The sequence below is a fragment of the Saccharococcus thermophilus genome (assembly GCF_011761475.1).
Lineage (GTDB): Bacteria > Bacillota > Bacilli > Bacillales > Anoxybacillaceae > Saccharococcus > Saccharococcus thermophilus.
In genome coordinates this window covers 1,885,433-1,911,629 of sequence record NZ_JAASRS010000001.1, presented here as the reverse complement: position 1 = coordinate 1,911,629, position 26,197 = coordinate 1,885,433, and the positions used below count along the sequence as shown (strand labels likewise).

Below are 26,197 nucleotides of genomic sequence, written 5' to 3'. Positions count from 1 at the left end.
GATGGATCAACGCCTTGTTTATGTTGTTTCCGATTCAGGAGGGGAAACGGCGGAACTTGTAGTAAGAGCGGCAGCAAGCCAGTTTTATAGCACCCATATTCAGATCAAACGTGTACCGTATGTAGAAGATAAAACGACGCTGGCCGACGTGGTGGCGCTAGCGAAAATGAATCAAGGAATTATCGCCTTTACCCTCGTTGTTCCGGAGATGCGCCAGTTTCTTATTGAGGAAGCGGCGCGCGAAGGAGTGATGGCATATGATATTATCGGACCGCTAATTGAAAAAATGAGCGATTTGTTTCAATTGACACCAAGATATGAGCCGGGACAAGTGCGTGTATTGGATGAGGATTATTTCAAGAAAATTGAAGCGATTGAATTTGCAGTCAAATATGATGACGGGCGCGACCCACGGGGAATTTTGCGTGCTGACATCGTTTTAATTGGCGTATCGCGCACTTCGAAAACGCCGCTATCGCAATATTTGGCCCACAAACGGCTAAAGGTGGCCAATGTGCCGATCGTACCGGAAGTCGAGCCGCCGGAGCAGCTTTTCCAAGTGCCGAGCGAAAAATGTTTTGGTTTAAAAATTAGTCCGGAAAAGTTGCTTTCGATTCGTCGCGAGCGTCTAAAATCGCTTGGATTAAACGACTAGGCTATTTATGCCAATATGGACCGCATTAAAGAAGAACTGGCTTATTTTGATGAGATCATCGCGAAAATCGGCTGCGATGTAATCGATGTGACGAATAAAGCAGTGGAAGAGACAGCAAGCATTATTATGAAAAAAAGAAAACTATAGCACATTCACAGTCATGTGAACTGTGCTTTTACTTTTTTATAGCGTATTTTCACCATTTGTATTATAATAAAAAATTGCGGGAAAATGCACAATATAGGTTTAGAGCGAGTAAAAGACGATTAAACTATTTATAACTGTAGTTGAGCAATTTTCATTACAATAATTACCATGTAAAAAGAGACAAACGGAGTACCCCTTATGCCACATGAAGCTGTTTTTTAACGACATCAATGGGAATATCTTGTTTGGCTGCATCGTAAATAAACTCCACGAGGCTATGTCCTTTCTTCTTTCGAAGGAAGTCAAGCCCGGTAGAGAAATCGCTGTTGGATTCGACCATACTGTACACATAAGCGAGTTGCACCAAGATCCAATACCGTTTCACCGCCCGACGTTGACGAACGCGGTACCCATCGAGCTTCAGCTGGTCTTTCGCTTGTCGAAAAAAGCATTCGATCGACCAACGCTGGGCATAGTAGCGCAAGATCTCTTCATCGCTTAGCTCCCGGTCGGTGCTCAAGACGCAGTGAAGATGTTCAGGTGTCATCGGCTGATCGGCTTTCCAAGCCAACAACACAACGGCATCATCGAGACCTTTCAGCGCTCCCTCGTAGCGATACACGCGATAACGCTCTTCTCCCACCGTGACGAGATGGGTGTCTTTCGGTTCGATGTAGCGTGCAAACTGCTTGGCTTGGATCGCAATGCCTTTTGGATAGAGAACCCGATTCGTCTTGAGCATCGCAATGACGTGGAATCCTTTTTTCAGGCAGGCTTCCACGAGTGTTTTCGATGGGTACCAAGAATCCATCAGCACATAAACAGAACCGTGCACATCCAAAGAAGAAAGCATCTCGATGGCCCATTGACCCTTGCTTTTCCCATCCGCCTTGTCGTAGAGGCGAAACGCAAAGGGAAAGGCTTGCGTCATCGTATGAACCATGAGCCAGACGAGAGAGTGTCCCCAAATCGACTTTTTGTCCGCGTGAGAATAATGCCAATTACACCCTTCAATAGCGTGTTTCGCCTGTGACGAAGGCTTCGTTTTTCGGCAGATCGTATCATCGATCGAAACAAAAATGGGGTGATTCTCTCGCTTGGCCGTTCGTTCCACATGACGAAGCATCCACTGCTGGAGTTTGCGAAGCAAGATTTCTTCATCCCAAGGGCTTTTCGTGAAAAAATGGCTCAGTGTCGTTCGATGGTTGGGATGAAAGCTCTCGTGATGCAGATCGGTCAAGGTTCCCGCAAATCCTTTCGTTGTCAGCGCATCGATAATATGAATGAGATGCTTCATGACCGGCTTAGAGAAATAAAGGGCCAGCCCCAACATTGCGAAAAACTTGTCGATTCCTTGGTGATGTGGTAGTCTATTCATGAGACATGAACCTCCTTGAGAATGGTTTGGTGACACATCTATTCTAATCAAGGAATCGGGTTCATGTCTCCTTTTTTGTATGGATGTAAATTTATGTTAGTGAATTTGCTCATCTACAGTTTATAAGTTGTTTGTCAAGAGAAAGTGCAAAATCTTTTTCGACAAAATTCGTTCATTATATGGGGGGAAAAGAAGGATTTTCAAGAACGGTGTAGAATAATAGGAGGTGTAAGTCTGGTTGCTCGATTAGCCCTATCCAAGTCAGGAACGCGACTGATGGCGATAGCAGTCAGATAGAGACAGTGGGACCAACTGTTTTTGTAGATGCGGATGCTTGCCCAATAAAAAGTGAAATTTTCTCCATTGCTTCGCAATATAATGTACCAAGTGTATTTATTTCTTCGTACAACCACTTTTCTCCGTTGCAGCAGATGAAGTGGGTATATGTCGATGCCGAAAAGGAAGCGGTGGATTTGTATATTTTAAACCATGCGGCAAGCGGAGATGTGGTGGTGACGCAAGATATCGGGTTGGCAAGCATGCTGGTGAACCGCGGTGTGCATGTCATCTCTCCACGCGGAAAGGTGTATAAAGAGGAAGAGATGGAAAATGCCCTTCATCATCGTTATCTTCATGCCAAAATGCGAAAGCAAGGGGTGTACCCGAAAGGAATGAAGCAGTTTTCCGATCGTGATCGTCGTCTCTTTCGGCAAAATTTCGAAAAAATTTTGTCGAAACTCAAAGGAAAATAGACGCAGATCCGAGAATAATAAGATACGGAGTTGTTCATATGGGGTATCGTATTCCCGAAGAAACGATTGAAGAAATTCGCCGTAACGTCGACATCGTGGATGTGATTAGCGATTACGTCCAGTTAAAAAAACAAGGACGTAATTACTTTGGATTATGTCCGTTTCATGGGGAGAAAACCCCATCGTTTTCGGTTTCTCCAGAAAAACAAATTTTTCATTGTTTCGGTTGCGGTGCCGGAGGAAATGTATTCTCGTTTTTAATGGATATAGAAGGTCTCACCTTTATCGAAGCGGTTCAACGGCTGGCCGTGAGGGCAAACGTGGATTTGTCCGCTTTCAAGCTGGACGATGGCGATAAACCCCATCGTACCGACGCAGGCGAAACAAAAATGATGATCGAAGCGCATGCGCTTTTGAAAAAATTTTACCATCATTTGCTTGTAAATACAAAGGAAGGGCAGGAAGCATTTGATTATTTGCAGGCGCGCGGATGGACAAGGGAGATGATCGATCAGTTTGAAATCGGCTATGCGCCTGACTCATGGGATTTTGCCGCCAAACTTTTGTTAGGGCGCGGCTTTTCGCCTAGCCTGATGGAAAAAGCCGGGTTGATCATCCGCAAAGAAAACGGCGGCTATGTCGATCGTTTTCGCCATCGTATCATGTTTCCCATTCATAATCATCATGGGGATGCAGTCGGTTTTTCAGGCAGACTGCTCGGAGAAGGTCAGCCGAAATATTTAAACAGCCCAGAAACACCCATTTTTCATAAGGGAACCATTTTATACAATTTTCATCAAGCGCGCCTACATATTCGAAAGCATCAAGAAGCCGTCCTATTAGAGGGGTTTGCGGATGTTATTTCCGCCGTACAGGCAGGTGTAGCCCATTCGGTGGCAACGATGGGCACGGCATTGACAGAAGAGCATGCGCGCATCCTTCGACGCAATGTCGATACAGTCATTATTTGCTATGATGGCGATGCTTCGGGAATAGAAGCGACATTCCGGGCCGCAAAGCTGTTAGCGGATGCAGGCTGTCATGTGAAAGTCGCCACAATTCCCGATGGACTCGACCCGGATGAATATATAAGGAAATATGGTGCGGCGCGGTTTCAGCGTGATATTATTGATGCTAGCAGCTCGCTGATGACGTTTAAAATGATGTATTTTCGCAAGGGAAAAAACTTGCAGAATGAAAATGATAAAATCCGTTATATCGAGGAAGTGCTTCGTGAAATCAGCAAGCTGCCGAATCCGATTGAATGGGACTACTATTTACGGCAGTTGGCCGATGAGTTTTCCCTTTCGCTGACCGCCTTGCAGGAGCAGTTAAACCGCTATAGAGATGCAGTCAAGCATTCTGATCCTATAGACCGGGAAGCAGCACCAAAACCGCTGCTGCAAAAAAAGCTTCTTCCTGCATTTCAAAATGCGGAGAGAATGTTGCTTGCCCATATGCTGCAAAATCGTGATGTCGCGATGGTTGTTCAGGAAAAGATCGCAGGCAGATTCAATCTCGAAGAACATCGAGCGATTGCTGCTTATATTTACGCTTTTTACGAAGAAGGAAATGAACCGAATGTCAGCTTGTTGCTTTCGCGTCTGCCTGATGACTTGAAGCCGCTGGCAACCGAGCTTTCGCTATTATTGATTACTGACGAAATTTCGGATCAGGAGCTGAATGATTATATAAGGCATGTGTTGAATTATCCGAAATGGTTAATGCTAAAAGAAAAAGAGCAAGAAAAGGCAGAAGCAGAACGAAAAAAAGACTTTCTAACTGCTGCGCGCATTGCGAAAGAAATTATTGATATGAAGAAGATGTTATCTTCTTCATAACATGGTGATATAAGTTTTAAAAAGGAGGTAGTGAAATGGCTGAAAAACCAGCTCGTTCGAAACAAGCCGATGCAGACGCAACCCTTGAACAAGTAAAGGAACAGCTAACCGAGCTTGGCAAAAAACGCGGTATCTTAACGTATGAAGAAATCGCTGAACGTTTGTCCGGCTTTGATCTTGATTCGGATCAAATGGACGAATATTACGAATACTTGGCTGACCAAGGAATTGAGGTTATTAGTGAATCTGATTTAGAAGCAGATCCTGACATTGACGATTTAACAAAAGAAGAAGAATTTGATTTAAATGATTTATCGGTTCCTCCTGGCGTCAAAATTAACGACCCGGTGCACATGTATTTAAAAGAAATTGGTCGTGTTCCGCTCTTGTCTGCCGAAGAAGAAATCGAGCTGGCGAAACGAATTGAGCAAGGCGACGAAGAAGCGAAACGCCGCTTAACAGAGGCCAACCTCCGCCTTGTTGTCAGCATCGCGAAACGTTACGTCGGCCGCGGGATGCTGTTTCTTGATTTAATTCAAGAAGGAAACATGGGGCTGATCAAAGCAGTTGAAAAGTTTGACTATCGTAAAGGGTATAAATTCAGCACTTATGCGACATGGTGGATTCGTCAGGCGATTACGCGCGCCATTGCCGATCAAGCACGGACGATCCGCATCCCTGTGCATATGGTCGAAACGATTAACAAACTGATCCGCGTGCAGCGGCAACTGCTCCAAGATCTTGGACGTGAACCAACCCCGGAAGAAATCGCCGAAGAAATGGATTTAACTCCAGAAAAAGTGCGCGAAATTTTAAAAATTGCTCAAGAGCCAGTGTCTCTGGAAACGCCGATTGGCGAAGAAGACGATTCGCATTTAGGCGATTTCATTGAAGACCAAGACGCGACATCGCCATCTGAGCACGCCGCGTACGAGCTGTTAAAAGAACAGCTAGAAGATGTATTAGATACGCTGACTGACCGTGAAGAGAACGTTTTGCGCTTGCGTTTCGGATTAGATGACGGCCGAACACGAACATTGGAAGAGGTTGGAAAAGTTTTCGGCGTCACACGCGAACGCATTCGGCAAATTGAAGCAAAAGCGCTTCGCAAGTTGCGTCACCCAAGCCGCAGCAAACGGCTGAAAGACTTTTTAGAGTAATCTTTTTTACAATAGTTTACTTCTTCATATTCCTTGAGAAGTAAACTATTTTTTCTTTTTTCTTTTTGAAAGGCGGATGAGTATGGATGAACGAAGACGTGAAATAATTGTGCGGGAAATTGAGTATTGGAAGCGTTCTCGCCTCCTTCCAGAAAAATATTGTAATTATTTGCTGGCGTTATATACGGAAGGCGATGATAAAAAACGTCCGCATGATCGCGTTTCAGGCCGCCGACGAACGGTGTTCACCATTCTTCTTGCGGGAATAATTTGTCTATTGTTGCCAGCAAGTGCTCTTGTCATTTATTTTACTGAATTGTCATTCGTTTTGCAAATGCTCCTTTTCGCCCTTTTTTTTCTTATATGTCTTATTGCGATATGGAGGTGGAAGGAAAGACGAAATATGTTTCATATTCCGCTTATTAGCGGTGCATGGATTTTTCTTCTTTCAACCATGGAAGTCAGCGAATATTATTTTCCCAAACAAAAAGCAATTACGGCCTTAACGGTTTTCGCCAATTGCTTATTATGGATATTCATGGGAAAACGATTCCATTTACTTTATTTCCTTTTATCAGGTATAATTGGGACAGGAATTTTAATTGTTTTTCTTTTACGCTAGCCCGTTTGCGCGGCGATTTTGCCTAGAGCATCAGATTTTGGGGCTTTTCCTTCACAACAATTTACAGTAAAATAAAATTGTTTGCAGCGGTTCTATTTTTTGAACAATGGTCATACATAAGGGAGGTAAAAAAGATGAATCGAAACCCGTTGGTCCCGTTTTTTATCATTATGGTGTTCGGGATCGGACTTACTCTAGCCCTTTCATTTAAAGGGCTCGGCGACGCGAAGGAGCTCGCGAAAGAGAAAAAAGGCGGCGCGAAAACCGAACAAACTGCCGAGTTCACACCAGAAAAATTCTATCAACAAACCTGCAGCGGCTGTCATGGGCAAAATTATGAAGGCGGGGTTGGTCCATCATTAAAAGGAGTAGGTAAACAGCTTTCGCTTGACCAAATTAAAGACATTATTCAACATGGCCGCGGCAATATGCCTTCAGGTCTTGTCCCGCCGGATAAAGCCGATGCAATGGCGAAATGGCTCTCTCAATTGAAATAACATGAAAATCCCTTTGCCTTCGGTGAAGGGATTTTTTGTTTATGATACAATAGACAGAAGAAGAAAAGGGATGTGAATAGAAGCGATGAATGAGTTCCATCTATCGAAGCGCCTAGAAACCGTCGCTTCTTTTATTCCAAGAGGGGCGGCGCTTGCCGATATTGGCTCTGATCATGCGTATTTGCCGTGCTATGCTTATTTGCATGGATATATTACGAGAGCAATAGCAGGAGAAGTGGCAGATGGTCCGCTCCGTTCGGCGAAACAGCAGGTCGAAAAAGCGGGGCTTTCACATGTCATTTCCGTTCGCAAAGGTGACGGCTTGGCAGTCCTCTCTCCTGGAGAAGTCGACTGTATTACGATTGCCGGAATGGGAGGAACATTGATTACGAATATTTTAGAGGCTGGAAAGGACAAGCTCTCGGGTGTCCAAAGGCTTATTTTGCAGCCAAACGTTGGGGCGGATGTCGTGCGTAAATGGCTGATGAATAACGGCTGGGAATTAATTGCGGAACGAATATTGAAAGAGGATGGGAAAATTTATGAAGTGCTGGTCGCCGAAAAAGGCGATGGGAAAAAGCCGTATGCTAATATCGAGGCAGAACTGTTATTAGGTCCATTTTTATTAAAGGAAAAGAATGATGTGTTTCTCGAAAAATGGAATAATGAACTCGCCCATTGGAAGCAAATTGTCCGCCAATTAACGGAAAAAGCAGAAACGGAGTCTGCAGCGGCAAAAAAACGAGAGCTAGAAGAAAAAATCAAGCTTGTGGAGGAGGCATTGCAGTGAGCAAAATTCCATACGGTTACGAAATCATTCAGCTGTTGGAACAGTTTGCCCCGAAACATTTGGCAATGGAAGGTGACAGAATCGGTCTGCAAATTGGGACGTTAAATAAACCGGTTCAAAAAGTGATGATTGCGTTAGATGTTTTAGAGGATGTCATCGATGAAGCGATCGCCGAAGGAGTCGATTTCATTATCGCTCATCACCCGCCGCTTTACCGTCCGTTAAAGCAGCTCGTTACCGATCAGGCGCAAGGGCGCATGATAGAAAAATGCCTAAAACATAATATTGCTATTTATGCCGCCCATACGAATTTAGATATTGCCGATGGAGGAGTCAATGACTGGCTAGCGGAAGCGCTAGGATTGGAGCAAGTAGAAGTACTCGTTCCAACATATGAAGAACCACTGAAAAAATTGGTCGTTTATGTTCCGGAAACACACGCCGATCTTGTGCGGGAGGCAATCGGAAACGCGGGGGCGGGCCACATCGGCAACTACAGCCATTGCACGTTTAACGGTCGTGGCATCGGTACGTTTTTGCCTTTAGAAGGAGCCAATCCGTTTATCGGAAAGGCGGGGGCGCTGGAAAAAGTAGAAGAAGTCCGTATTGAAACCATTGTGCCCGCTTCTTTGCAAAACAAGGTGATTGCTGCAATGTTGCATGCGCATCCATATGAAGAAGTAGCGTATGATATATACCCGCTTGAAAATAAAGGGAAAATATTTGGACTAGGAAGAATTGGCCGCTTGCCACGGGCAATGACGCTTGATGAGTTTGCCGAGCATGTAAAAAAATCGTTGGACGTACCAGCTGTCCGTGTTGTCGGCAATTTGCAAGATACGGTACAAAAAGTCGCGGTAGTGGGCGGAGACGGAAACAAATACATTTCACAGGCCAAATCGGTTGGAGCGGACGTGTATGTCACCGGAGATGTTTATTACCATGTTGCACATGACGCCATGATGCTGGGGCTAAATATAGTGGACCCAGGGCATAACGTAGAGAAAGTCATGAAACAAGGTCTCGCCCGCTTTTTAGAAGCTGAATTGGAAAAGCGGCAGTTTGCAGCGTCCATTTATGTCTCGAAAGTGCATACCGACCCGTTTACATTTGTATAAAACAGAAGGCTGGCCCCGTGCCGATGGGGTCAGCCTTGTTTTGTCATTTTTTTGTTTCTTTCTTTGCCTTTACTTTCGGCAATATTTTTTGCAATGGTACGTTTCGTTCACGTTTCCATGTTGTCGGATCGTTTGGATCAAACTGCTCTAAAAAGTCGATGACTTCCTTCGTTATAGGAGTAGGAGTCGAGGCTCCTGCCGTGACGGCCACTTTTTTTGCATCTTTAATCCAGTTAATGTCAATTTCCGTTACATCGGCAACGCGATATGCTTTCGTGCCGGCGATTTCTTCCGATACTTGGGCGAGGCGGTTAGAGTTATTGCTGCGCGGGTCGCCGACGACAATCGTCACGTCGGCTTCTTTCGCCTGTTCCGCCACCGCTTCTTGACGGAGCTGGGTAGCGAGGCAAATTTCTTTATGCATTTCGACATGCGGATATTTTTCTTTTACTTTTTCCATAATATCGGCAACGTCCCATTGGCTCATCGTCGTTTGGTTTGTGACCATGACGCGGTCGCTTTGAATCGCCAGACATTCTACATCTTCAACCGTTTCGACAAGATGAATGCGTGTTGGATCAATGCCGACCGCTCCCTCCGGTTCGGGATGGCCTTTTTTGCCGATGTAAATAATTTCGTATCCGTCGGCTAGCTTTTCCTGGATCAAATTGTGCGTTTTTGTTACATCCGGACAGGTCGCATCAATCGTAACAAGCCCTTTTTCGCGCGCCCGTTTTTTCACTTCAGGAGATACGCCGTGCGCGGTAAAGATGACGGTTCCTTTGTCGATTTTTTCGAGAATCTCTAGCCGGTTTTCCCCGTCTAGCGTGATAATTCCTTCTTCGGCAAATGCATCGGTAACATGTTTATTGTGAACGATCATTCCAAGAATATAAATCGGTCGTGGCAATGTAGGATCTAAGGCGGCATTTCTTGCGATAACCATCGCATCGACAACCCCGTAGCAGTAGCCGCGCGGGGTAATTTTAATCACTTCCATTTTGTTTCCTCCTAAACTCCGACATGTAAAAAGCAATTGCTTTCCTTTACATTATATCGGAGAAAAAGGGGGAATACAAAGAATAACCATGCGATGAATCTTGATAGGTGGGAGACTCTTATCATCTCTAGCAAAGAAGCTGACGCGTAGAAGAAGACGGTTTCCTTCTATTTGACGCGCTGCACCGGAAGCCTTCTTGGGAAAAATGTCAAATATATAGCTTTGGTGTGGATGGCTTTGGCGTTTTTGCGGCTGCCGCCTCTTTATTTTCGTCGCTTTTTGCTTTCGGTATCGTTCGTTTTTTTGCCGAAGACGCTGTTTTTTTCTTGTTTTCTTGACCAGCTTTTTTCTCCTTGTTTTCTGTTTTTTCGTTCTCTTCTTCATCCGCTGGTTTTAATTCTCTCCATATGCGGATCATGGCGGGAAGGTTTTTAATTAGCGGGCCGTATTGCTGCACCATTGGCATGACGTTTTGTGCAACGCCAACCATTTTTTGCACGTTCGTCAACAGACCAAGAAATCCCCCACCTGTGTTGGTGGCGGCGCCAGCGCTAGCGGCGGTGTTTTGCACCATTGGCGTTATCCATGGGGATGGCGAAGCGATCGGCTGCCCCCTTGAAAACAAACGGGATAAGAAGCCGCCAAGTCCTGGACGAGGAGCGGGTGCCCTCATGGCAGGAAAGGAAGAAGGCGGCATCCTTAAAAAAGAGCGCGGCATCGGGGAAGAAGGAAACATCGGTGGCCGGTTGTAGATCATCGTATTTTCCTCCTTTCTAGGCTAAAGTAAGAGAATATCTCTTTCATAAAGTATGCGACAAAAATGGGAAATGTTTTTCTCTTCTTCTTATCGTCTGAAGTTGCAGCACCACGCAAAAATTAGATATAATGATGAATCGAGCTATTCGGCTTTCGGCAAAGTCGGAGCAGAAGGGAGTAATGGGGAATGAAAGAAACGTTATTTGAACGGTTTGACTTTCAGCCGTTTATTATGGAAGCAATTAAAGAGCTTCGTTTTTATAAACCGACAGAAATTCAAGAACGAGTTATTCCAAGCGTCCTTCGCGGGGAAAGCGTCATTGGCCAGTCGCAAACTGGAACAGGGAAAACCCATGCTTATTTACTGCCTATAATCGAAAAAATTGATCCGGAGCGCGAGGCGGTGCAGGCGGTGATTACGGCGCCAACGCGCGAACTTGCCACGCAAATTTATCATGAAGTGTTAAAAATTATAAAATTTTGTCCGGCCGAACGGCAAATTGCGGCGCGTTGTTTTATCGGCGGAACCGATAAGCAAAAAGCACTAGAAAAACTGAAAATACAGCCGCATATTGTTGTCGGAACGCCGGGAAGAATCAATGATCTTATTCGCGAGCAAGCCTTAAATGTGCACACGGCGACGATGCTGGTCGTTGATGAGGCTGATTTAATGCTTGATATGGGGTTTATCGTCGATGTGGACCAAATTGCGGCACGCATGCCGAAAGAATTGCAAATGCTCGTTTTTTCGGCGACGATTCCGGAAAAATTAAAGCCGTTTTTGAAAAAATACATGGAAAATCCGAAATATATTCATGTTGCGCCAAAGCAGGTGGCGGCAGAAAAGATTGAACATGTCCTCGTGCCGCTTCGCAGCCGTGACAAAGTGAAGCTGCTGCACGATATGCTCGTTGCCTATAACCCGTATTTAGCAATTGTATTTACGAATACGAAAAAAATGGCCGACGAATTGGCGGACAGCCTGGCGGAAAAGGGATTAAAAATCGGGATTTTACATGGCGATCTGTCGCCGCGCGAACGGAAAAAAATGATGAAACAAATTCGCGATTTAGAATTTCAATATATTGTCGCGACCGACTTAGCGGCGCGCGGCATTGATATTGAAGGGGTAAGCCACGTCATCAACTATGAGCTGCCTCGCGATTTGCAGTTTTACATTCACCGTGTCGGACGCACGGCACGCGCCGGCTACACTGGTATCGCGGCAACCATTTATGAACCGTCCGATCAGGATGCGATTACAAAATTAGAAAAAATGGGGATTGAGTTTTTGCATCGCGATCTTGTGCGCGGCGAATGGGTTGATTTGCCGCCTTGGAACCGGCGCAGCAAACGGGCCAAACAAGATGAGGAGATCGCGCCGCTGCTTGCGAAAATGAAAAAGCCGAAACAAGTGAAGCCGGGATATAAGAAAAAATTGCTCGCCGAAATAGAAAAACAAAAAAAGCGGTTGCGCCGCTTAAAGAAACAGTAATTAACGGAAAGGGAGAAGAGAAATGCTAAAAATCGGCTCACACGTATCGATGAGCGGAAAAAAAATGCTGCTTGCCGCCAGCGAAGAAGCTGTTTCTTACGGAGCGAATACGTTTATGATTTATACCGGGGCGCCGCAAAACACAAAGCGCAAAAAAATTGAAGAGCTCAATATTGAAGCAGGCGTTGCCCATATGCAAGCGCATGGCATTGAAGAAATCGTCGTTCATGCTCCGTACATCATTAATATCGGCAATACGAAAAATCCTGATACATTTCGTCTTGGCGTAGAATTTTTGCGTTCAGAAATTGAACGGACAGAAGCGATTGGCGCCAAGCAAATCGTTCTGCATCCAGGCGCGCATGTCGGAGCGGGGCCGGAAGCCGGCATCCGCAAAATTATCGAAGGGTTAAACGAAGTGTTGACGCGTGAGCAAACAGTGCAAATTGCGCTAGAAACAATGGCGGGAAAAGGTTCGGAATGCGGCCGCAGCTTTGAAGAGCTGGCGCAAATTATCGACGGCGTGGCCTATAACGAAAAATTATCTGTCTGTTTTGATACATGCCATACGCATGATGCCGGCTATAACATTGTTGAGGATTTTGACGGCGTATTGGAGGAATTTGACCGCATTATCGGACTAGATCGGCTCAAAGTGCTGCATATTAACGACAGCAAAAATCCGCGTGGAAGCCGGAAGGACCGTCATGAAAACATTGGTTTTGGGCATATCGGCTTTGCTGCGTTAAACTATATCGTTCATCATCCGCAGCTTGACGATATTCCGAAAATTTTAGAGACGCCATATGTCGGTGAGGACAAAAATCATAAAAAACCGCCGTACAAGCACGAAATTGCCATGTTGCGCGCACAAACATTTGATGAAGATGTGCTAAGCAAAATTATAGAAGAAAAGTAAAAGGGCAGAAATAATGCCCTTTTATTTCTTATTGATGAATTTTAAGAATAATTCATTTGCTTTTTTCGCCACTTGCGGCGATGTAATTTTCGCCAGCTCTTTTACCCATTTTTTTCTTTCCTGAGGATCAAACACATTGATTTTATTGGTTCGCGCAATGTGGAGAATTTTTTTTGCCTGCTCGACGGTGATCGGAATGTTATAGTCATGGCTGTATGACACGAGTTCCTCGGGGGTAATGGTTTTCAGTTTTTGTTGAATGAGCTGTTGATAAAGGTTCATATTGTGACCCCTCCTCTTTGCTATGCATCATATGAAATGAAGGATGGAAAAGTGTATGGTATAATGAAATAAAAAGAAAGGGTGGTATTTTGGCGCAGAAACAGCATAAAAAGGAGCGACTTAGCCGTGTTATTTATCGCCTCTTTTTTATTTTATTGGGCGCTTCACTGGCCGCGTTTTCCATTGAACGGCTTTTAATACCAAATCAAATGATTGACGGTGGAATAATCGGAGTTTCGCTGATCTTGGATTATTTAATCCCGGATAAATGGTCGTTTTTAAATTTTGCCACGCTTGTTATTCTCCTTAATGCCCCTTTTATGTACTTCGGCTACAAGCAAATCGGCAAGACGTTCATGCTTTCATCGATTATCGGCATTATCTTTCTGGCAGTGGCGGAACGGTTTTTTCACCATTTTGCGCCGTTGACAAAAGAGCCGATCTTAGCCACGGTTTTTGGCGGGTTGGCGCTAGGGCTTGGCGTCGGTCTTGTCATTCGGCATGGCGGATCGTTGGATGGAACGGAGATTTTAGGAATTTTGCTTACGAAAAAGCTTCCATTTTCTGTCGGAGAATTTGTCATGTTTATTAACGTCTTTATTTTTGGATGGGCGGCATTCGTGTTCGGCATAGAACAAGCGATGTATTCGGTGATGACCTATTATATTGCCTTTAAAACGATCGACGCGGTCATTGAAGGATTAGATGAAACGAGGGCGGCTTTAATCGTTTCCGACCATTATGAAGAGATCTCGGATGCGATTTTACACCGGCTAGGACGCGGGACGACCAAACTGCTTGGCAAAGGCGGCTATACGGATGAGCAGAAAGAAGTCATTTACGCCGTAGTGACGCGTTTGGAAGTAACGAAGCTTAAGTCGATCGTCAATGAAATTGATCCTGAGGCCTTTATTACGATTATGGATACCCATGAAGTAAGAGGAGCACGGTTTAAATCGGCGATTCATTAATGTTTACAAATGGCGTTCAATCCGCTATACTACGTTCGTAGCTAAATCGTAATTATTCTGATTAACAGGAGAGAACGCGATGGAAACAGAATACGTTCTGGAAATGGAACATGTATCGTTTCGTTATGAAAAAGAAAATGTATTAGAGGATATTCATTTAGCCGTACCAAAGGGTGCGTTTTTAGGACTAGTCGGCCCAAACGGTTCGGGGAAATCGACGCTATTAAAATGCGTATTAGGCTTGTTAAAGCCGCAGCAAGGCCATATTTCTTTGTTCGGAACACCGATTGAATCGTTTAAAGAGTGGTATCGGATCGGCTTTGTCTCGCAAAAGGCCAACAGTTTTAACAGTGGATTTCCTGCCACTGTTTATGAAGTAGTGGCAAGCGGGCTGACCGCGAAGCGAGGAATGTTTCGTTTCTTTACGAAAAACGATAAACAAGCGGTATTAGAAGCGATTGAGGCAGTTGGCATGAGCGCATTTGCCAAGCGGAATATTGGCGAATTATCGGGCGGCCAGCAGCAGCGCGTCTTTATTGCCCGAGCGATTGTCAGCAAGCCGGAGCTGCTTATTTTAGATGAACCGACGGTTGGCGTTGATATTCACCATGTGCAAAATTTTTACAACATGCTTGATGAATTGAATCAACGTCTTGGCATCACGCTCATTCTTGTCACACACGATGTTGGAACGATCACCGAAAAAGTGACACATGTTGCCTGTTTAAATAAACATTTATATTTCCATGGGAAAGCCGAAGAATTTGAAAAGCTCGGGGAAGACGCATTATCGCAATTTTACGGGCATTCGCTTCATGTGCTTTCTCATCAACACTGATGGGGGAATGAGACAATGCTCGAAGCAATTTGGCAATATGAATTTTTGCGCAACGCGTTTATCGCCGGAATATTAATTGGATTTGCCGCTCCGCTTCTCGGCGTATTTATTGTAGTGCGCCGTTTGTCGCTTATTGCCGACGCGCTCAGCCATGTGACGCTTGCCGGGATTGCCGCAAGTTTGCTGCTTGGCAAAAATTTCGCTTACTTTGCAAGTTGGAATCCGCTTTATATCGGAATGGGGTTTTCTGTCCTTGGCTCGCTCTTTATTGAAAAGTTGCGGGCAGTCTATAAACATTATCAAGAGCTGGCAATTCCGATCATTCTTTCTGGCGGCATTGGCCTTAGCGTCATTTTTATTTCTCTCGCAGACGGCTTTAATACGGATTTGTTTTCCTACTTGTTCGGCAGTGTCAGCGCCGTTAGCCGCCAGGATGTATGGACGGTACTTGCCATCGCCTGCATTGTAACCGGCATGATTTTATTGTTGTATAAAGAACTGTTTCTTCTTTCTTTTGATGAAGAATATGCGATCATTTCTGGGATTCGTGCCAAGTTGATCCATTTTGTATTTATCGTGTTAGTCGCGCTGGTGATCGCCGCGTCGATGCGGATCGTTGGCGTTTTGCTTATTTCTTCGTTGATGACGCTTCCGGTGGCGGCGAGCATTCGCATTGCCAAAGGATTTAAGCAGGCGATCGCTTACTCTGTTTTATTTGGAGAAATATCGGTCGTTGTCGGATTGGTGCTTTCCTATCAGCTCGACTTGGCTCCTGGTGGCACGATTGTGATGCTTGCCGTGGTCATTTTGCTTTCCGTAATAATATGGAAAAAATGGAGAAGGGGATAAGAAAGAATGAATGTCGCAGAAGCCATTCGCTTGATGAAGGAAAAAGGATTTAAACATACAGATAAGCGAAAAGATATGCTGCAGTTATTTGCAAACACCGATAAATATTTAACGGCCAAAGATGTACTAGAAGCGCTGCGCGATGATTATCCGGGATTAAGCTTTGACACGATTTACCGCAATTTATCGCTGTTTGTGGAGCTTGGCATTTTAGAAATGACGGAGTTGGCAGGGGAAAAACATTTTCGTTTCGCGTGCGATGCTTATCATCATCACCATCATTTTATTTGTATACAATGCGGAAAAACAAAGGAAATTTCTGCATGCCCGATGGATGGGCTGGCAGAGCAGCTGCAAGGTTATCAAATATCTGATCATAAATTTGAAATATATGGAAAATGTCCAGAATGTCAAAGGGATATCTCTATATAAAACAGAGATATCCCTTTCCTTTATGTTGATAAAAGCCGTTCTACATGCTGTTTTGCTTCCAGCCAGTTTTGGACGCGGATGACTTGTTTTGGAAGCGGACCTTGGTTATATGGCGTATCAAATAAAATGACGGGGATATGACATTCCTCGGCAATATCGCAGGCGTTATCGTATTTGTCTTCAAAAAAGGCGGAAATGCCATATGTTTTTACTGCTTCAATCTTGTTATGAGAGCCGACTAATTCGATGTGATGATAATGGACGCCGTTTTTTTGAAACCATTGTTCAGTTATGTCATATAAATGCCGACCGCGCGCGCTGATATAAAACAATTCGTATTTGTTTTTCCAGCTGTTGATCACTTCCAGCGCGTGCTCGGCCAACGGGGCGCATTCGTAAATCATGGCTTCATATTTCTCCATCCAGCGATCCATTTCCTCTTCGGTCGTATCGTACAGCGGAGCTAAATTATATTGGGTGATATCCTTTAGCGTCAAATTTTTTCGGAAAGACTCGTTTAAATATGGAATAAATGTACTCGGACAGGTAACGGTTCCATCGATATCAATTCCAAGCCGTTTTTTCATGTTTGTTTCCGCACTCCTTAGGTAAAACTTTAGAAATATCGATAAACCAATAATATATGCAACGTTTTGACTGAAATCAGCCAAGCACAACGCTTTAAGCGTGATCAAGGCATACCAAAGGCTTGCCATCCAATTAGTTGCCATCATCTTCACATCTATAGAAAATATTCACATCTATAATTTCGCATAAGATTTGCATACTAATAAATGCTCCTTACTTAAGGAAAGCGAGGGAAGCACATGGTGGATGATCGCAACCGCACATATAACGAAAGCTACGTGCAACCGATAAGAAAAGATGAACCAGAACACGACTTTATGGAAGAAACGGCGGGAGAAATTGCCGAGCCAGTCCGCCGTTATGATGAACGGGACGAAGAAGCAAATGGAGCAGGGTTAGGCTGGCTAGCACTTGCCCTTTCCATTATTTCCTTATTTATTTGGCCTGTCTTATTAGGAGCAGCAGGCATTATTGTCGGTTTTATCGCCCGCCGGCGCGGCGCCGAAACACTCGGTGCGTGGGCGATCGGCATTGGGATTGTAGCGATTATCGTCCGCCTGTTCATCATGCCGTTTTATCGCTAATAAAAAGCTTGGCGCTTCAAGCGTCAAGCTTTTTGTTTTTGTTTGGCAAAGTATTCTTCGGCTAGCTTGTCGACTTCTTTTTTCAATTCTTCCACCATTTTTTCTTCTGGAACTTTGCGGACGATTTTGCCATGACGGAATAACAATCCTTCGCCGCGTGCCCCAGCGATGCCAATATCCGCTTCACGTGCCTCACCAGGTCCGTTGACAGCGCACCCTAGCACTGCGACTTTAATTGGTGCTTTAATTTTGGAAATATATTCTTCAATTTCGTTAGCGATACTGATTAAATCAATTTCAATGCGTCCGCATGTTGGACAAGAAATTAATGTCGCCGCATTGGATGCTAAACCGAACGACTTTAATATTTCTCTTGCCACTTTTACTTCCTCAACCGGGTCGGCGCTAAGCGATACGCGAATCGTATTGCCGATTCCTTTGCTTAAAATGGCACCGAGCCCAGCCGCACTTTTTACCGTTCCGGCAAATAGCGTACCTGATTCAGTAATGCCAAGATGAAGCGGATAATCAAATGTCCGTGCTGCTTTTTCATATGCTTCAATCGCCAAACGGACATCGGATGCTTTTAACGATACGATAATATCGTGGAAATCAAGCTCCTCTAAGATGCGGATATGATATAATGCGCTTTCGACCATGCCGTCTGCAGTAGGATAGCCGTATTTCTCCAAAATCCGCTTTTCCAATGATCCGGCATTCACGCCGATGCGAATTGGCACTCCGCGTTCTTTTGCTGCCTTTACGACCGCTTCGACTTTTTCGCGGCGTCCGATATTGCCGGGATTGATTCGGATTTTATCGACTCCACCTTCAATCGCTTTAAGGGCTAGTTTATAGTCAAAATGAATATCGGCAACGAGTGGAATATTAATGCGCTTTTTAATTTCCGGAATAGCGTTGGCCGCGCGTTCGTCCGGGCAGGCGACACGGACGATTTGGCATCCCGCTTCCTCAAGCCGCTTTATTTGAGCGACTGTCGCTTCTACGTCATGTGTTTTGGTTGTTGTCATGCTTTGGATAATAACTTCATTATTTCCGCCAATCGTTAAATTGCCAACGCGAACAGGACGAGTTTTTGAACGATGAATAATTTCACCCACGGAAATTCGCTCCTTTAAGAAACAAGTTCATGTCGCTTTCTGAACTATTGTAACAATGTTTATCGTCACTTGACAAGAAATTCGCTACTAACGTTTATATAACGGTATTTTATATGTTTTTCCAATTCTTAATGTTTGCGCTTTTTCTCCCGGATTTAGTTTTTCAAAATCGGCGATCGCTTTGTCAATCGAAACAGGAATTGGTCCCTTTTGCTGTGCTTCAATAATCGATAATAGGGTATCTCCCGGATGCACGGTTACCATCTGATACGGGATGTGAGCATCGGTGACTTCAGGTGAAACGGTTGTTGCTTTTGTCGGATGAATGAACGTTCCTGTCGTTATGTCACGGTAAATGATATAGATGGAAAGACATAGGATGAAGGCGCTGATTACTTTTTTCACTATTATTCCTCCAATGAACGTTGTTAGTAACTATGTATGCTTATCCCAAAAAAATATGTAAAATATGTCTGCCTGATTTACGGAAACTTAACATTTGATTAATAAAGACATAAAACTCCTTCTTTACAATGAACTTGTACGTGATCACAAAAATATCAGGAGGGTCAAACAATAATGTGGAAAAAACCAATGAAATTCGGAATTGCTGCATTATTAATAACAGGGATGCTTGCGGGGTGCGGAAAATCGAATAACACAACAGATAACGCAACAGGACAAAATGCCGGAAAAACAGAAACGAAACAGGAATCGTATTCGGGAACGATTACGTTAGCTGGATCGACCGCTCTTCAACCGCTTGCAGAAGAAGCAGCAAATGAATTTATGCAAAAATACCCTAATGTCTCGATTACTGTACAAGGTGGAGGCAGCGGAACAGGTGTTAACCAAGTTGCCGCTGGCGCTGTACAAATCGGAAACTCGGATGTTCCATCCGCAGAAAAATTAGAAGATAAATCGAAAGCAGGAGAGCTTGTTGATAATAAAGTAGCAGGAATTGCTTTTGCACTTGTAGTGAACAAAGATGTCGCTGTAGATTCTTTAACACTTAAACAAATTCAAGATATTTTCGCTGGAAAAATTACAAACTGGAAAGATGTTGGCGGAAAAGACGAAAAAATTAATGTCATTAACCGTCCTGCTTCCTCTGGGACACGTGCTACGTTTGAAAAAACAGTGATGAAAGGCGTAAAAATCAATGATTCTGTTGGAACAGTCCAAGATTCCAATGGCGCTGTCGAACAAGCGATTAACTCGACACCAGGATCGATTAGTTATGTTGCAATGTCATACTTAATCGGCGAAAAGAAAAATTTAAAAACGTTAAAAATCGATGGATTAGAACCAACGATCGAAAATATCAAAGCGGGAAAATATCCTTTCTGGTCTTATGAATACATGATTACAAAAGGCGAGCCGAAAGATGCAGTGCGCGGATTTATCGATTACGTGAAAGGCAACGAATTTGCTTCGAAAGTAAAAGAAATGGGTTATATTCCTATTTCCGAATTAGAATAATTCCATTATAGTATGGGCTGGCTACATCATTTAGCCAGTCCCATTCTTTATGAGGTGATGGAAGAATGAACGAAAAAAGAAAGCTCAATTATTGGAAAAGCGAATATATCGGCAGGATTCTAGTAACTTTTTGCGGCCTGCTGATCGTTATTATTACTCTTTCTATTATTGCGTTTATTTGCGGCAAAGGAATCCAGTCATTTACAGAAAGCGGAATTTCTTTAAAGGATATGCTGTTTTCAACAGAATGGAGGCCAGGTGATTCGCACCCGAAATATGGCGCGGTTATTTTTATCGTCGGGTCAACGCTCGTATCCATCGGCGCTGTGTTGTTAAGCACGCCGATTGCGATCGCTCTTGCCATTTTTATGCATTTTATTTCTCCAAAATTTGGTTCGTCCGTGTTAAAACCTGTTTTGGAGCTGCTTGTCGGCATTCCGTCCGTCGTTTACGGATGGTTAGGCGTTACGATTCTTATTCCGCTTCTCCGTGAATGGTTCGGCGGTGTAGGATTTAGTTTACTCGCTGGAATTCTCGTATTAAGCGTGATGATTTTACCGACTATCACAAGCATCGCGTCAGATGCGCTTAGCGGTGTTCCGGATTCTTACTTAGAAGCGTCATACGGGCTTGGTTCAACGAGATGGCAGGCGATTAGCCGGGTGATCGTTCCTGCTGCACGAACAGGAATTTTAACTGGTATCGTCCTTGGGTTAGCGAGAGCGTTTGGCGAAGCGTTAGCTGTTCAAATGGTAATCGGAAACACGGTAAAACTTCCTTCAGGATTATATAGTCCAACAGCGACACTAACAGGGATTTTAACGATGGATATGGCTAATACAATAAACGGTACTGCTTGGAACAATGCGTTGTGGACGTTGGCAATGGTTTTGTTGTTTATTTCCTTTTTCTTCATTGTGCTTATACGAATGATCGGACAAAAAGGGGAACGATGAGATGAAATCGAGAGTGGTCGATAAAGTATGGACAAGTGTCTTTTATGTCGTAGCCGCATTTGTTATTAGTTTGCTTCTTTTATTTTTGATAGTGATTTTCGCCAAAGGATGGGGATTTTGGCAACCTGATTTTCTGTTTGGAAAACCGAGCAACACGCAGGCAGGAGGAGGAGTAGGTCCGCAGCTTATTAACTCCCTGTATATGCTTGTCATTACGTTATTGATTTCTGTGCCATTGGGATTAGGAGCGGGAATATATTTGGCGGAATACGCCAAACAAGGAAGAATGCTTAACTTTATTCGATTGTGCATCGAAACGATGGCGTCTCTCCCATCGATTGTCGTTGGATTGTTTGGATTATTGGCGTTTGTGACGCTGACAGGATGGGGCTACACGTTAATTGGCGGTGCGTTGGCGATTACCATCTTAAACTTGCCAGGTTTGACACGTATATGTGAGAATGCGATTTTAGATGTTCCTGCGAACATAAAGGAAGCTAGTCTCGGGTTGGGAGCGACACGGTGGCAGACATTAATGAAAGTCATTGTTCCCGCCGCTTTGCCGCAAATCATCACAGGTATTATTTTGGCGGCAGGGAGAATTTTTGGCGAAGCGGCTGCGTTAATTTATACGGCAGGATTAACGACGCCGATATTGAACTTTGCTGCCGATTTATCGAGCCAGGCACACCCATTAAATGTTTTTCGACCGGCAGAAACGTTAACCGTGCACATTTGGAAATTAAATTCAGAGGGAATTGTACCGGATGCAAAAATAATCGCGGCGAAATCTGCAGCTGTATTAGTTATTATTGTTCTTTTGTTTAATATTATCGCTCGTTTTGCATCTGTTGCATTGCAACGCTATTTTTCAGGGAGCCGACGAACAACAAAAAAGAAGATGAGTAACGTTGCATAAAAAGAGCCACTATCGGCAACGATAGTGGCTTTATTCGTTTTGCGGATTCGCCGACGGGACTTCTTTGATCGCTAAAAAAAGCACGACAATCGAGACGAACCAATGAATAAACGGGGGATACGGCACCGCGGTTTGCAGTGCTTCCATGATCGTAAAGAATACCGTTGATAAAGTGACGGAGTACGCCGACATAATCCAAGTATGGCGGTATTGTAATTTTTTCTCGAGCACGCCGCGCAAAATTAATCCAAAGAAGGCGAGAATACAAATGCCAATCAATTTACTTGCGCTCGCAAATAAATAAATCATGAGAAATAACAGCGGGATGAAGACAGGCAATAGCGACTGTATCGTTGCGATAAAGGAGCGCACATCTTTATTGGTGATTTTCATATCCGGAAAGGCAGAATAATTATAATACTGCACTTGGTGATTGGCGACGAATACCGCCTCATGCTTTAAAAGACCGATTGCGTTGTTAAAGCGTTCTACATCCACTGGTGCGACTTGGCCAGTGCTGTCAAAAATGATGGTAAAACCGTGTTGATCAATATGAATCGGTTTGTTGGCAGAGGAATGCAATTGTCCGTTTTCGATCGTGAACGGCGGAAGGTCATTTTCCAAAAGAGCGTTTGTGTTGCGGATCCCATCAATAAAAGAAGTCGTTAAGTAATAGGTCATCGGCAAGACGGAAAGAAACGTTAATAAAAATACATAGCCGATTGTTTTCCCGATTCCTTGAAAGCGAAAGCGAGCAATATCTTTTGGCGAGTATAAACTTTTCCATAGTTGCACAAACACATTCATCCTTGACACATCCTTCCTAATTCTCCATTGTATATTGTGCGCGTTTATAATTCAACTAAAGACCCAGGCAATAAAAAATTTCCTAGGAACGTTTTGGTTCCTAGGACAAATAGGTCATACTTTAAATGTTTGTAGAAGTCCATTTAATTGATCGACGAGTTGGGTTAATGATTGGGAAGCATGTAAAACCTCATTCATTGAAGCGCTTTGCTGCTGAGTAACGGCCGCTACATGTTCCATGTTTCCAGCGATTTGTTGAGCGATGGAAGCACAATAAAGCTAGTGAGCAATATGGTGAGCAACGAAACTTGAATACTAATCCGTCTATATTCCAAAACAGACTGCAAATAGTCTTCTTTTTGGAGAGCTAAAACATATATTTGATTGTTTAAATCAACAGAAGGTGCAAATGATAAAGTCAATCCTTGAAAATGGAGGATTCCATGCTTCTGTTTTTCTATTTGCTCGATGACTGAACGAGGTAAAGATGGCAATGGGCTTGAAAAATCCCCTAACTTTTCAACTCCTTTTTCTTTTGTAATGACAAATTGCATCGGCTGCAAGCCGAGGGAATTAAACTTACGCTGATTCAGCGTTAGTACGTAGGATAGCTTTTTATAAAATTCCTCATTGGTGGTTGAAGATTTTAACATTGAGATTTTTTCAATCATTACCTCGGTTGACAGTTGCATTTGTTGTTCGATGGAGCGGATGACAACTTGCGTGTTTTTTTCATAACCGATATACGCAATCGTCGAGGAAGAGATGCACGTAATAAAAATAATGACAAATACTAAGATGGTCTGTAAGTTCCAGCTGCTGATCAAAGAAAACGGTGTAAAACGCACGGTATTTATCTTGGATGGGAGTGAAAATAACTTCGGCCAGGTCCGCTTATGTCGCTTCATTTTTTATACGCTCCTTCGTCCATATGAAATCTGATCATCCCCCAATGTAACGGATTATTTTTAATATTTTGTTAAGATAATGTATAAAGTGTGTTAAGCAATGAGGGTTATAAGCAAATAAATTGAAACATTGTGGCAATTTTGGTAAGCTAGTTTTAAACGAACGCATAGTGGTTATGCTAATTTGCGTTCGGGTACATAAAAATAAAAAAGGAGGAGTTAGTATGGCTTTTGAATTACCGCAATTACCTTATGCTTATGATGCCTTAGAACCACACATTGACAAAGAAACAATGAACATTCACCACACAAAACACCATAACACTTATGTCACAAACTTGAATGCTGCTTTAGAAGGACATGCGGATTTACAAAATAAATCGCTTGAAGAATTGCTTAGCAATTTGGAAGCACTTCCAGAAAGCATTCGCACAGCAGTGCGCAATAATGGCGGTGGGCATGCGAACCACTCTTTATTCTGGACAATCCTTTCTCCAAATGGCGGCGGCGAGCCAACAGGCGAATTAGCAGATGCTATTAACAAAAAATTTGGCAGCTTTGCGGCGTTTAAAGAAGAATTTACAAAAGCAGCGGCAGGCCGCTTTGGTTCTGGTTGGGCTTGGCTTGTTGTCAATAACGGCGAACTTGAAGTAACAAGCACGCCAAACCAAGATTCTCCATTAATGGAAGGAAAAACTCCAATTCTTGGTTTAGACGTTTGGGAGCATGCATATTATTTAAAATATCAAAACCGCCGTCCGGAATACATTGCGGCATTCTGGAACATTGTCAACTGGGATGAAGTAGCAAGACGCTACAGCGAAGCAAAAGCAAAATAATTAACTGCTATGAGAAGACTGGGCTAAAAGCGGAGGAAGCTTTTAGCCCAGTCTTTTTTGTTTCGCAAAGGATAGTGATTTTTTCCTTTCTCGATCACCGATGCATAGAACAGTGAAAAATTGAAACACTACCCTTTAGACGAAAAAGGGGAGTTTACTATGGCATTCATCAAAAAAATTACTGGTCAAGAACAAATTAGCCGAGATTTAGTGTTGCTGTTGTGCGTTGGCGGGTTTTATGCATTAGGTGTTTCTCTGTCCAATACGTTTGTGAATGTGTACTTATGGAAACAGTCTGGGGAATTTCGTGATTTGGCGTTATACAACTTATCCGTTGTCACATTGCAGCCGCTGACCTTTATTTTAGCGGGAAAATTAGCGAAAAAGATGGATCGCGTTATTGTCTTAAGGTTAGGCGTATCGTTCTTGGCAATTTTTTTTATTACCGTTTTGCTTGTCGGCAATCGTGCTCATCATTACTTGATTTTGCTGGGCGCCCTTTTAGGGATCGGGTATGGATTTTACTGGCTTGCCTTTAACGTATTAACATTTGAAATTACCGAACCGGAAACGCGTGATTTTTTTAATGGTTTTTTCGGTATTCTCACTTCGATGGCCGGAATGATTGGACCAATCGTTGCCGGTTATATTATTTCTTCCTTGGCCGACACGGGAGGATATACGCTCATCTTTTCGATTTCCCTTGGCCTGTTTATCGTTGCTGTCATATTAAGCTTTTTTCTGCACCGGCGTCCTGCGGATGGAAACTATTTGTTTCTTCGCATTTTAAAGGAGAGGAGTTATAATAAAAACTGGCGGTTAATTACGAACGCTCATTTTTTTCAAGGACTGCGCGAAGGAACGTTTGTTTTTGTCATTTCCGTATTGGTATATATTACTTCCAAAAGCGAGCTGGCGTTAGGAAAATTTGGCTTGGTGAACTCGCTTACTTCATTTATTGCTTATTATTTCGTCTCCAGGCTAATGAAGCGGGAATATCGAAAAAAAGCGATTTTATGCGGCGGCCTGCTGCTTTATGGCGCTATTTTCCTTATCGCTTTTCATGTTACGTATCCGCGTCTTATTATGTATGCGATCACCATCGCCATTGCTTATCCGTTATTGCTTGTCCCATATTCTTCATTAACGTTTGATGTAATAGGTAGAAGCTGGAGATCGGCGGAAATGCGAATCGAGTATATTGTCGTTCGGGAGCTGTTCTTAAATGGCGGCCGTATCGTATCCATTCTCGCTTTTTTAGCGGCGATTACTTTTTTAGAAGAAAAAATTGGAATTCCAATATTAATGTTAATAGTTGGCGCCGGGCATTCCGTCATTTACTTATTTATACGGCATATTCATTTTCATGATGGTGAGACATACGAAGAAGGACGTTCGTTTATTCAGACGAAGTTGGCAAACGAAGAAGGGGGCTCTCCTGCATAGGCAGCCCCTTTTCCGTGTTTTTTTCTAGAAAAGTTGGCCTCTTTC

At 43.6% G+C, this 26,197-nt stretch carries 28 protein-coding genes and 1 pseudogene; 20 read left to right on the top strand and 9 right to left on the bottom strand.

The genetic code is table 11. The features are described 5' to 3' along the window. Window position 1: 1 nt before the first annotated feature. Window positions 2-802 (top strand): annotated as a pseudogene (locus tag BDD39_RS10010) (pyruvate, water dikinase regulatory protein). Window positions 803-998: 196 nt separating this feature from the next. Here the strand turns inward: BDD39_RS10010 and BDD39_RS10005 are convergent. Beyond that, window positions 999-2,180: an IS701 family transposase gene (locus BDD39_RS10005; protein WP_166910368.1), complete on the bottom strand. Its 1,182-nt coding sequence runs from the start codon at window positions 2,178-2,180 to the stop codon at window positions 999-1,001. A 302-nt stretch (window positions 2,181-2,482) separates the two neighbouring features. Here BDD39_RS10005 and BDD39_RS10000 point away from each other — a divergent pair, with 302 nt between their 5' ends. The 7 genes from BDD39_RS10000 (at window position 2,483) to BDD39_RS09970 (ending at window position 8,960) form a co-directional block, all read left to right on the top strand. Beyond that, on the top strand, window positions 2,483-2,932 hold the full coding sequence (locus BDD39_RS10000; RefSeq protein ID WP_166910366.1) for a YaiI/YqxD family protein: 450 nt from the start codon (window positions 2,483-2,485) through the stop codon (window positions 2,930-2,932). 38 nt (window positions 2,933-2,970) lie between these two features. Beyond that, entirely contained in the window at window positions 2,971-4,773 is a 1,803-nt protein-coding gene (gene dnaG / locus BDD39_RS09995; RefSeq protein WP_166910363.1) for a DNA primase, read from the top strand. A 35-nt stretch (window positions 4,774-4,808) separates the two neighbouring features. Beyond that, window positions 4,809-5,933 carry an RNA polymerase sigma factor RpoD gene (rpoD, locus tag BDD39_RS09990; protein ID WP_166910361.1) on the top strand — a complete coding sequence of 375 codons (1,125 nt, stop codon included), beginning with the start codon at window positions 4,809-4,811 and terminating at the stop codon, window positions 5,931-5,933. A gap of 82 nt (window positions 5,934-6,015) precedes the next feature. Continuing rightward, a complete protein-coding gene (locus tag BDD39_RS09985; RefSeq protein ID WP_166910359.1) occupies window positions 6,016-6,555 on the top strand; it encodes a hypothetical protein in 540 nt (179 codons plus the stop codon). Window positions 6,556-6,689: 134 nt separating this feature from the next. Continuing rightward, window positions 6,690-7,052 carry a cytochrome c550 gene (gene cccA, locus BDD39_RS09980; RefSeq protein WP_166910357.1) on the top strand — a complete coding sequence of 121 codons (363 nt, stop codon included), beginning with the start codon at window positions 6,690-6,692 and terminating at the stop codon, window positions 7,050-7,052. Between the two features lie 85 nt (window positions 7,053-7,137). Next, window positions 7,138-7,842 carry a tRNA (adenine(22)-N(1))-methyltransferase gene (locus tag BDD39_RS09975; RefSeq protein ID WP_166910355.1) on the top strand — a complete coding sequence of 235 codons (705 nt, stop codon included), beginning with the start codon at window positions 7,138-7,140 and terminating at the stop codon, window positions 7,840-7,842. Next, the gene (locus tag BDD39_RS09970) at window positions 7,839-8,960 is read left to right on the top strand and encodes a Nif3-like dinuclear metal center hexameric protein (RefSeq protein ID WP_166910353.1); all 1,122 of its coding nucleotides are present in this window, start codon (window positions 7,839-7,841) and stop codon (window positions 8,958-8,960) included. Before BDD39_RS09975 ends, BDD39_RS09970 begins: the two co-directional genes overlap by 4 nt. A 43-nt stretch (window positions 8,961-9,003) precedes the next feature. On the opposite strand, the gene BDD39_RS09965 is transcribed toward BDD39_RS09970, so the two are convergent. After that, window positions 9,004-9,960, bottom strand: coding sequence for a 4-hydroxy-3-methylbut-2-enyl diphosphate reductase (locus tag BDD39_RS09965; protein WP_166910351.1), 957 nt, complete (start codon window positions 9,958-9,960; stop codon window positions 9,004-9,006). A 208-nt stretch (window positions 9,961-10,168) separates the two neighbouring features. Continuing rightward, a complete protein-coding gene (vrrA, locus tag BDD39_RS09960) occupies window positions 10,169-10,717 on the bottom strand; it encodes a VrrA/YqfQ family protein (protein ID WP_166910349.1) in 549 nt (182 codons plus the stop codon). 186 nt (window positions 10,718-10,903) lie between these two features. Here vrrA and BDD39_RS09955 point away from each other — a divergent pair, with 186 nt between their 5' ends. Beyond that, a complete protein-coding gene (locus tag BDD39_RS09955; RefSeq protein ID WP_166910347.1) occupies window positions 10,904-12,211 on the top strand; it encodes a DEAD/DEAH box helicase in 1,308 nt (435 codons plus the stop codon). Between the two features lie 22 nt (window positions 12,212-12,233). Beyond that, window positions 12,234-13,130, top strand: coding sequence for a deoxyribonuclease IV (locus tag BDD39_RS09950; protein WP_166910345.1), 897 nt, complete (start codon window positions 12,234-12,236; stop codon window positions 13,128-13,130). 21 nt (window positions 13,131-13,151) lie between these two features. Here BDD39_RS09950 and BDD39_RS09945 read toward each other — a convergent pair whose 3' ends face one another. Continuing rightward, window positions 13,152-13,412: a DUF2624 domain-containing protein gene (locus BDD39_RS09945; RefSeq protein ID WP_166910343.1), complete on the bottom strand. Its 261-nt coding sequence runs from the start codon at window positions 13,410-13,412 to the stop codon at window positions 13,152-13,154. An 89-nt stretch (window positions 13,413-13,501) separates the two neighbouring features. Here BDD39_RS09945 and BDD39_RS09940 point away from each other — a divergent pair, with 89 nt between their 5' ends. The 4 genes from BDD39_RS09940 to zur all read left to right on the top strand — a co-directional run bounded on the left by BDD39_RS09940 (window position 13,502) and on the right by zur (window position 16,502). Beyond that, the gene (locus BDD39_RS09940) at window positions 13,502-14,383 is read left to right on the top strand and encodes a YitT family protein (RefSeq protein WP_166910341.1); all 882 of its coding nucleotides are present in this window, start codon (window positions 13,502-13,504) and stop codon (window positions 14,381-14,383) included. 79 nt (window positions 14,384-14,462) lie between these two features. Then, window positions 14,463-15,221 (top strand): metal ABC transporter ATP-binding protein, encoded by a 759-nt coding sequence (locus BDD39_RS09935; protein WP_166910339.1) that lies wholly within the window; start codon window positions 14,463-14,465, stop codon window positions 15,219-15,221. Window positions 15,222-15,236: 15 nt separating this feature from the next. Next, window positions 15,237-16,070 (top strand): metal ABC transporter permease, encoded by an 834-nt coding sequence (locus tag BDD39_RS09930; protein ID WP_166910337.1) that lies wholly within the window; start codon window positions 15,237-15,239, stop codon window positions 16,068-16,070. Between the two features lie 6 nt (window positions 16,071-16,076). Then, window positions 16,077-16,502 carry a zinc uptake transcriptional repressor Zur gene (zur, locus tag BDD39_RS09925; protein ID WP_166910334.1) on the top strand — a complete coding sequence of 142 codons (426 nt, stop codon included), beginning with the start codon at window positions 16,077-16,079 and terminating at the stop codon, window positions 16,500-16,502. A 20-nt stretch (window positions 16,503-16,522) separates the two neighbouring features. Here the strand turns inward: zur and BDD39_RS09920 are convergent, their stop codons facing one another. Beyond that, window positions 16,523-17,089 carry a hypothetical protein gene (locus tag BDD39_RS09920; protein WP_166910333.1) on the bottom strand — a complete coding sequence of 189 codons (567 nt, stop codon included), beginning with the start codon at window positions 17,087-17,089 and terminating at the stop codon, window positions 16,523-16,525. A 240-nt stretch (window positions 17,090-17,329) separates the two neighbouring features. Between BDD39_RS09920 and BDD39_RS09915 the strand changes: the two genes are divergently transcribed. Then, complete coding sequence (locus BDD39_RS09915) at window positions 17,330-17,674, top strand: DUF4190 domain-containing protein (RefSeq protein ID WP_166910332.1); 345 nt, start codon at window positions 17,330-17,332, stop codon at window positions 17,672-17,674. A gap of 23 nt (window positions 17,675-17,697) precedes the next feature. Here BDD39_RS09915 and ispG read toward each other — a convergent pair whose 3' ends face one another. Together ispG and BDD39_RS09905 are read right to left on the bottom strand one after the other, a co-directional pair. After that, complete coding sequence (ispG, locus tag BDD39_RS09910; protein ID WP_166910330.1) at window positions 17,698-18,795, bottom strand: flavodoxin-dependent (E)-4-hydroxy-3-methylbut-2-enyl-diphosphate synthase; 1,098 nt, start codon at window positions 18,793-18,795, stop codon at window positions 17,698-17,700. A gap of 87 nt (window positions 18,796-18,882) precedes the next feature. Then, entirely contained in the window at window positions 18,883-19,200 is a 318-nt protein-coding gene (locus BDD39_RS09905) for a LysM peptidoglycan-binding domain-containing protein (RefSeq protein ID WP_166910328.1), read from the bottom strand. A gap of 171 nt (window positions 19,201-19,371) precedes the next feature. Here BDD39_RS09905 and BDD39_RS09900 point away from each other — a divergent pair, with 171 nt between their 5' ends. The 3 genes from BDD39_RS09900 (at window position 19,372) to pstA (ending at window position 22,152) form a co-directional block, all read left to right on the top strand. Continuing rightward, window positions 19,372-20,277 carry a phosphate ABC transporter substrate-binding protein PstS family protein gene (locus BDD39_RS09900; RefSeq protein ID WP_341801492.1) on the top strand — a complete coding sequence of 302 codons (906 nt, stop codon included), beginning with the start codon at window positions 19,372-19,374 and terminating at the stop codon, window positions 20,275-20,277. Window positions 20,278-20,342: 65 nt separating this feature from the next. Further along, the gene (gene pstC / locus BDD39_RS09895; RefSeq protein WP_166910323.1) at window positions 20,343-21,233 is read left to right on the top strand and encodes a phosphate ABC transporter permease subunit PstC; all 891 of its coding nucleotides are present in this window, start codon (window positions 20,343-20,345) and stop codon (window positions 21,231-21,233) included. A 1-nt stretch (window position 21,234) separates the two neighbouring features. Beyond that, a complete protein-coding gene (gene pstA, locus BDD39_RS09890) occupies window positions 21,235-22,152 on the top strand; it encodes a phosphate ABC transporter permease PstA (protein ID WP_166910321.1) in 918 nt (305 codons plus the stop codon). A 30-nt stretch (window positions 22,153-22,182) separates the two neighbouring features. Here the strand turns inward: pstA and BDD39_RS09885 are convergent, their stop codons facing one another. Further along, the gene (locus BDD39_RS09885; RefSeq protein WP_166910319.1) at window positions 22,183-22,959 is read right to left on the bottom strand and encodes a DUF1189 domain-containing protein; all 777 of its coding nucleotides are present in this window, start codon (window positions 22,957-22,959) and stop codon (window positions 22,183-22,185) included. A 227-nt stretch (window positions 22,960-23,186) separates the two neighbouring features. Continuing rightward, on the bottom strand, window positions 23,187-23,867 hold the full coding sequence (locus BDD39_RS09880; RefSeq protein ID WP_243846020.1) for a hypothetical protein: 681 nt from the start codon (window positions 23,865-23,867) through the stop codon (window positions 23,187-23,189). 224 nt (window positions 23,868-24,091) lie between these two features. Here BDD39_RS09880 and sodA point away from each other — a divergent pair, with 224 nt between their 5' ends. Both sodA and BDD39_RS09870 read left to right on the top strand, forming a co-directional pair. After that, window positions 24,092-24,706, top strand: a complete 615-nt coding sequence (gene sodA / locus BDD39_RS09875; protein ID WP_166910317.1) for a superoxide dismutase SodA — start codon at window positions 24,092-24,094, stop codon at window positions 24,704-24,706. A gap of 159 nt (window positions 24,707-24,865) precedes the next feature. After that, a complete protein-coding gene (locus BDD39_RS09870) occupies window positions 24,866-26,152 on the top strand; it encodes an MFS transporter (protein WP_166910315.1) in 1,287 nt (428 codons plus the stop codon). Window positions 26,153-26,197 lie beyond the last annotated feature (45 nt).

Bases quoted from the DNA above. Each gene is read 5' to 3' on its own strand.
- BDD39_RS09915 (WP_166910332.1), top strand. From the start codon at position 17,330: ATGGTGGATGATCGCAACCGCACATATAACGAAAGCTACGTGCAACCG.
- BDD39_RS09965 (WP_166910351.1), bottom strand. From the start codon at position 9,960: ATGGAAGTGATTAAAATTACCCCGCGCGGCTACTGCTACGGGGTTGTC.
- pstC (WP_166910323.1), top strand. From the start codon at position 20,343: ATGAACGAAAAAAGAAAGCTCAATTATTGGAAAAGCGAATATATCGGC.
- vrrA (WP_166910349.1), bottom strand. From the start codon at position 10,717: ATGATCTACAACCGGCCACCGATGTTTCCTTCTTCCCCGATGCCGCGC.
- BDD39_RS09885 (WP_166910319.1), bottom strand. From the start codon at position 22,959: ATGAATGTGTTTGTGCAACTATGGAAAAGTTTATACTCGCCAAAAGAT.
- BDD39_RS09985 (WP_166910359.1), top strand. From the start codon at position 6,016: ATGGATGAACGAAGACGTGAAATAATTGTGCGGGAAATTGAGTATTGG.
- dnaG (WP_166910363.1), top strand. From the start codon at position 2,971: ATGGGGTATCGTATTCCCGAAGAAACGATTGAAGAAATTCGCCGTAAC.
- BDD39_RS09870 (WP_166910315.1), top strand. From the start codon at position 24,866: ATGGCATTCATCAAAAAAATTACTGGTCAAGAACAAATTAGCCGAGAT.
- BDD39_RS09880 (WP_243846020.1), bottom strand. From the start codon at position 23,867: ATGAAGCGACATAAGCGGACCTGGCCGAAGTTATTTTCACTCCCATCC.
- sodA (WP_166910317.1), top strand. From the start codon at position 24,092: ATGGCTTTTGAATTACCGCAATTACCTTATGCTTATGATGCCTTAGAA.
- rpoD (WP_166910361.1), top strand. From the start codon at position 4,809: ATGGCTGAAAAACCAGCTCGTTCGAAACAAGCCGATGCAGACGCAACC.
- BDD39_RS09935 (WP_166910339.1), top strand. From the start codon at position 14,463: ATGGAAACAGAATACGTTCTGGAAATGGAACATGTATCGTTTCGTTAT.
- BDD39_RS09975 (WP_166910355.1), top strand. From the start codon at position 7,138: ATGAATGAGTTCCATCTATCGAAGCGCCTAGAAACCGTCGCTTCTTTT.
- BDD39_RS09920 (WP_166910333.1), bottom strand. From the start codon at position 17,089: ATGAAAAAACGGCTTGGAATTGATATCGATGGAACCGTTACCTGTCCG.
- BDD39_RS09955 (WP_166910347.1), top strand. From the start codon at position 10,904: ATGAAAGAAACGTTATTTGAACGGTTTGACTTTCAGCCGTTTATTATG.
- BDD39_RS09930 (WP_166910337.1), top strand. From the start codon at position 15,237: ATGCTCGAAGCAATTTGGCAATATGAATTTTTGCGCAACGCGTTTATC.
- cccA (WP_166910357.1), top strand. From the start codon at position 6,690: ATGAATCGAAACCCGTTGGTCCCGTTTTTTATCATTATGGTGTTCGGG.
- BDD39_RS09945 (WP_166910343.1), bottom strand. From the start codon at position 13,412: ATGAACCTTTATCAACAGCTCATTCAACAAAAACTGAAAACCATTACC.
- zur (WP_166910334.1), top strand. From the start codon at position 16,077: ATGAATGTCGCAGAAGCCATTCGCTTGATGAAGGAAAAAGGATTTAAA.
- pstA (WP_166910321.1), top strand. From the start codon at position 21,235: ATGAAATCGAGAGTGGTCGATAAAGTATGGACAAGTGTCTTTTATGTC.
- BDD39_RS09950 (WP_166910345.1), top strand. From the start codon at position 12,234: ATGCTAAAAATCGGCTCACACGTATCGATGAGCGGAAAAAAAATGCTG.
- BDD39_RS10005 (WP_166910368.1), bottom strand. From the start codon at position 2,180: ATGAATAGACTACCACATCACCAAGGAATCGACAAGTTTTTCGCAATG.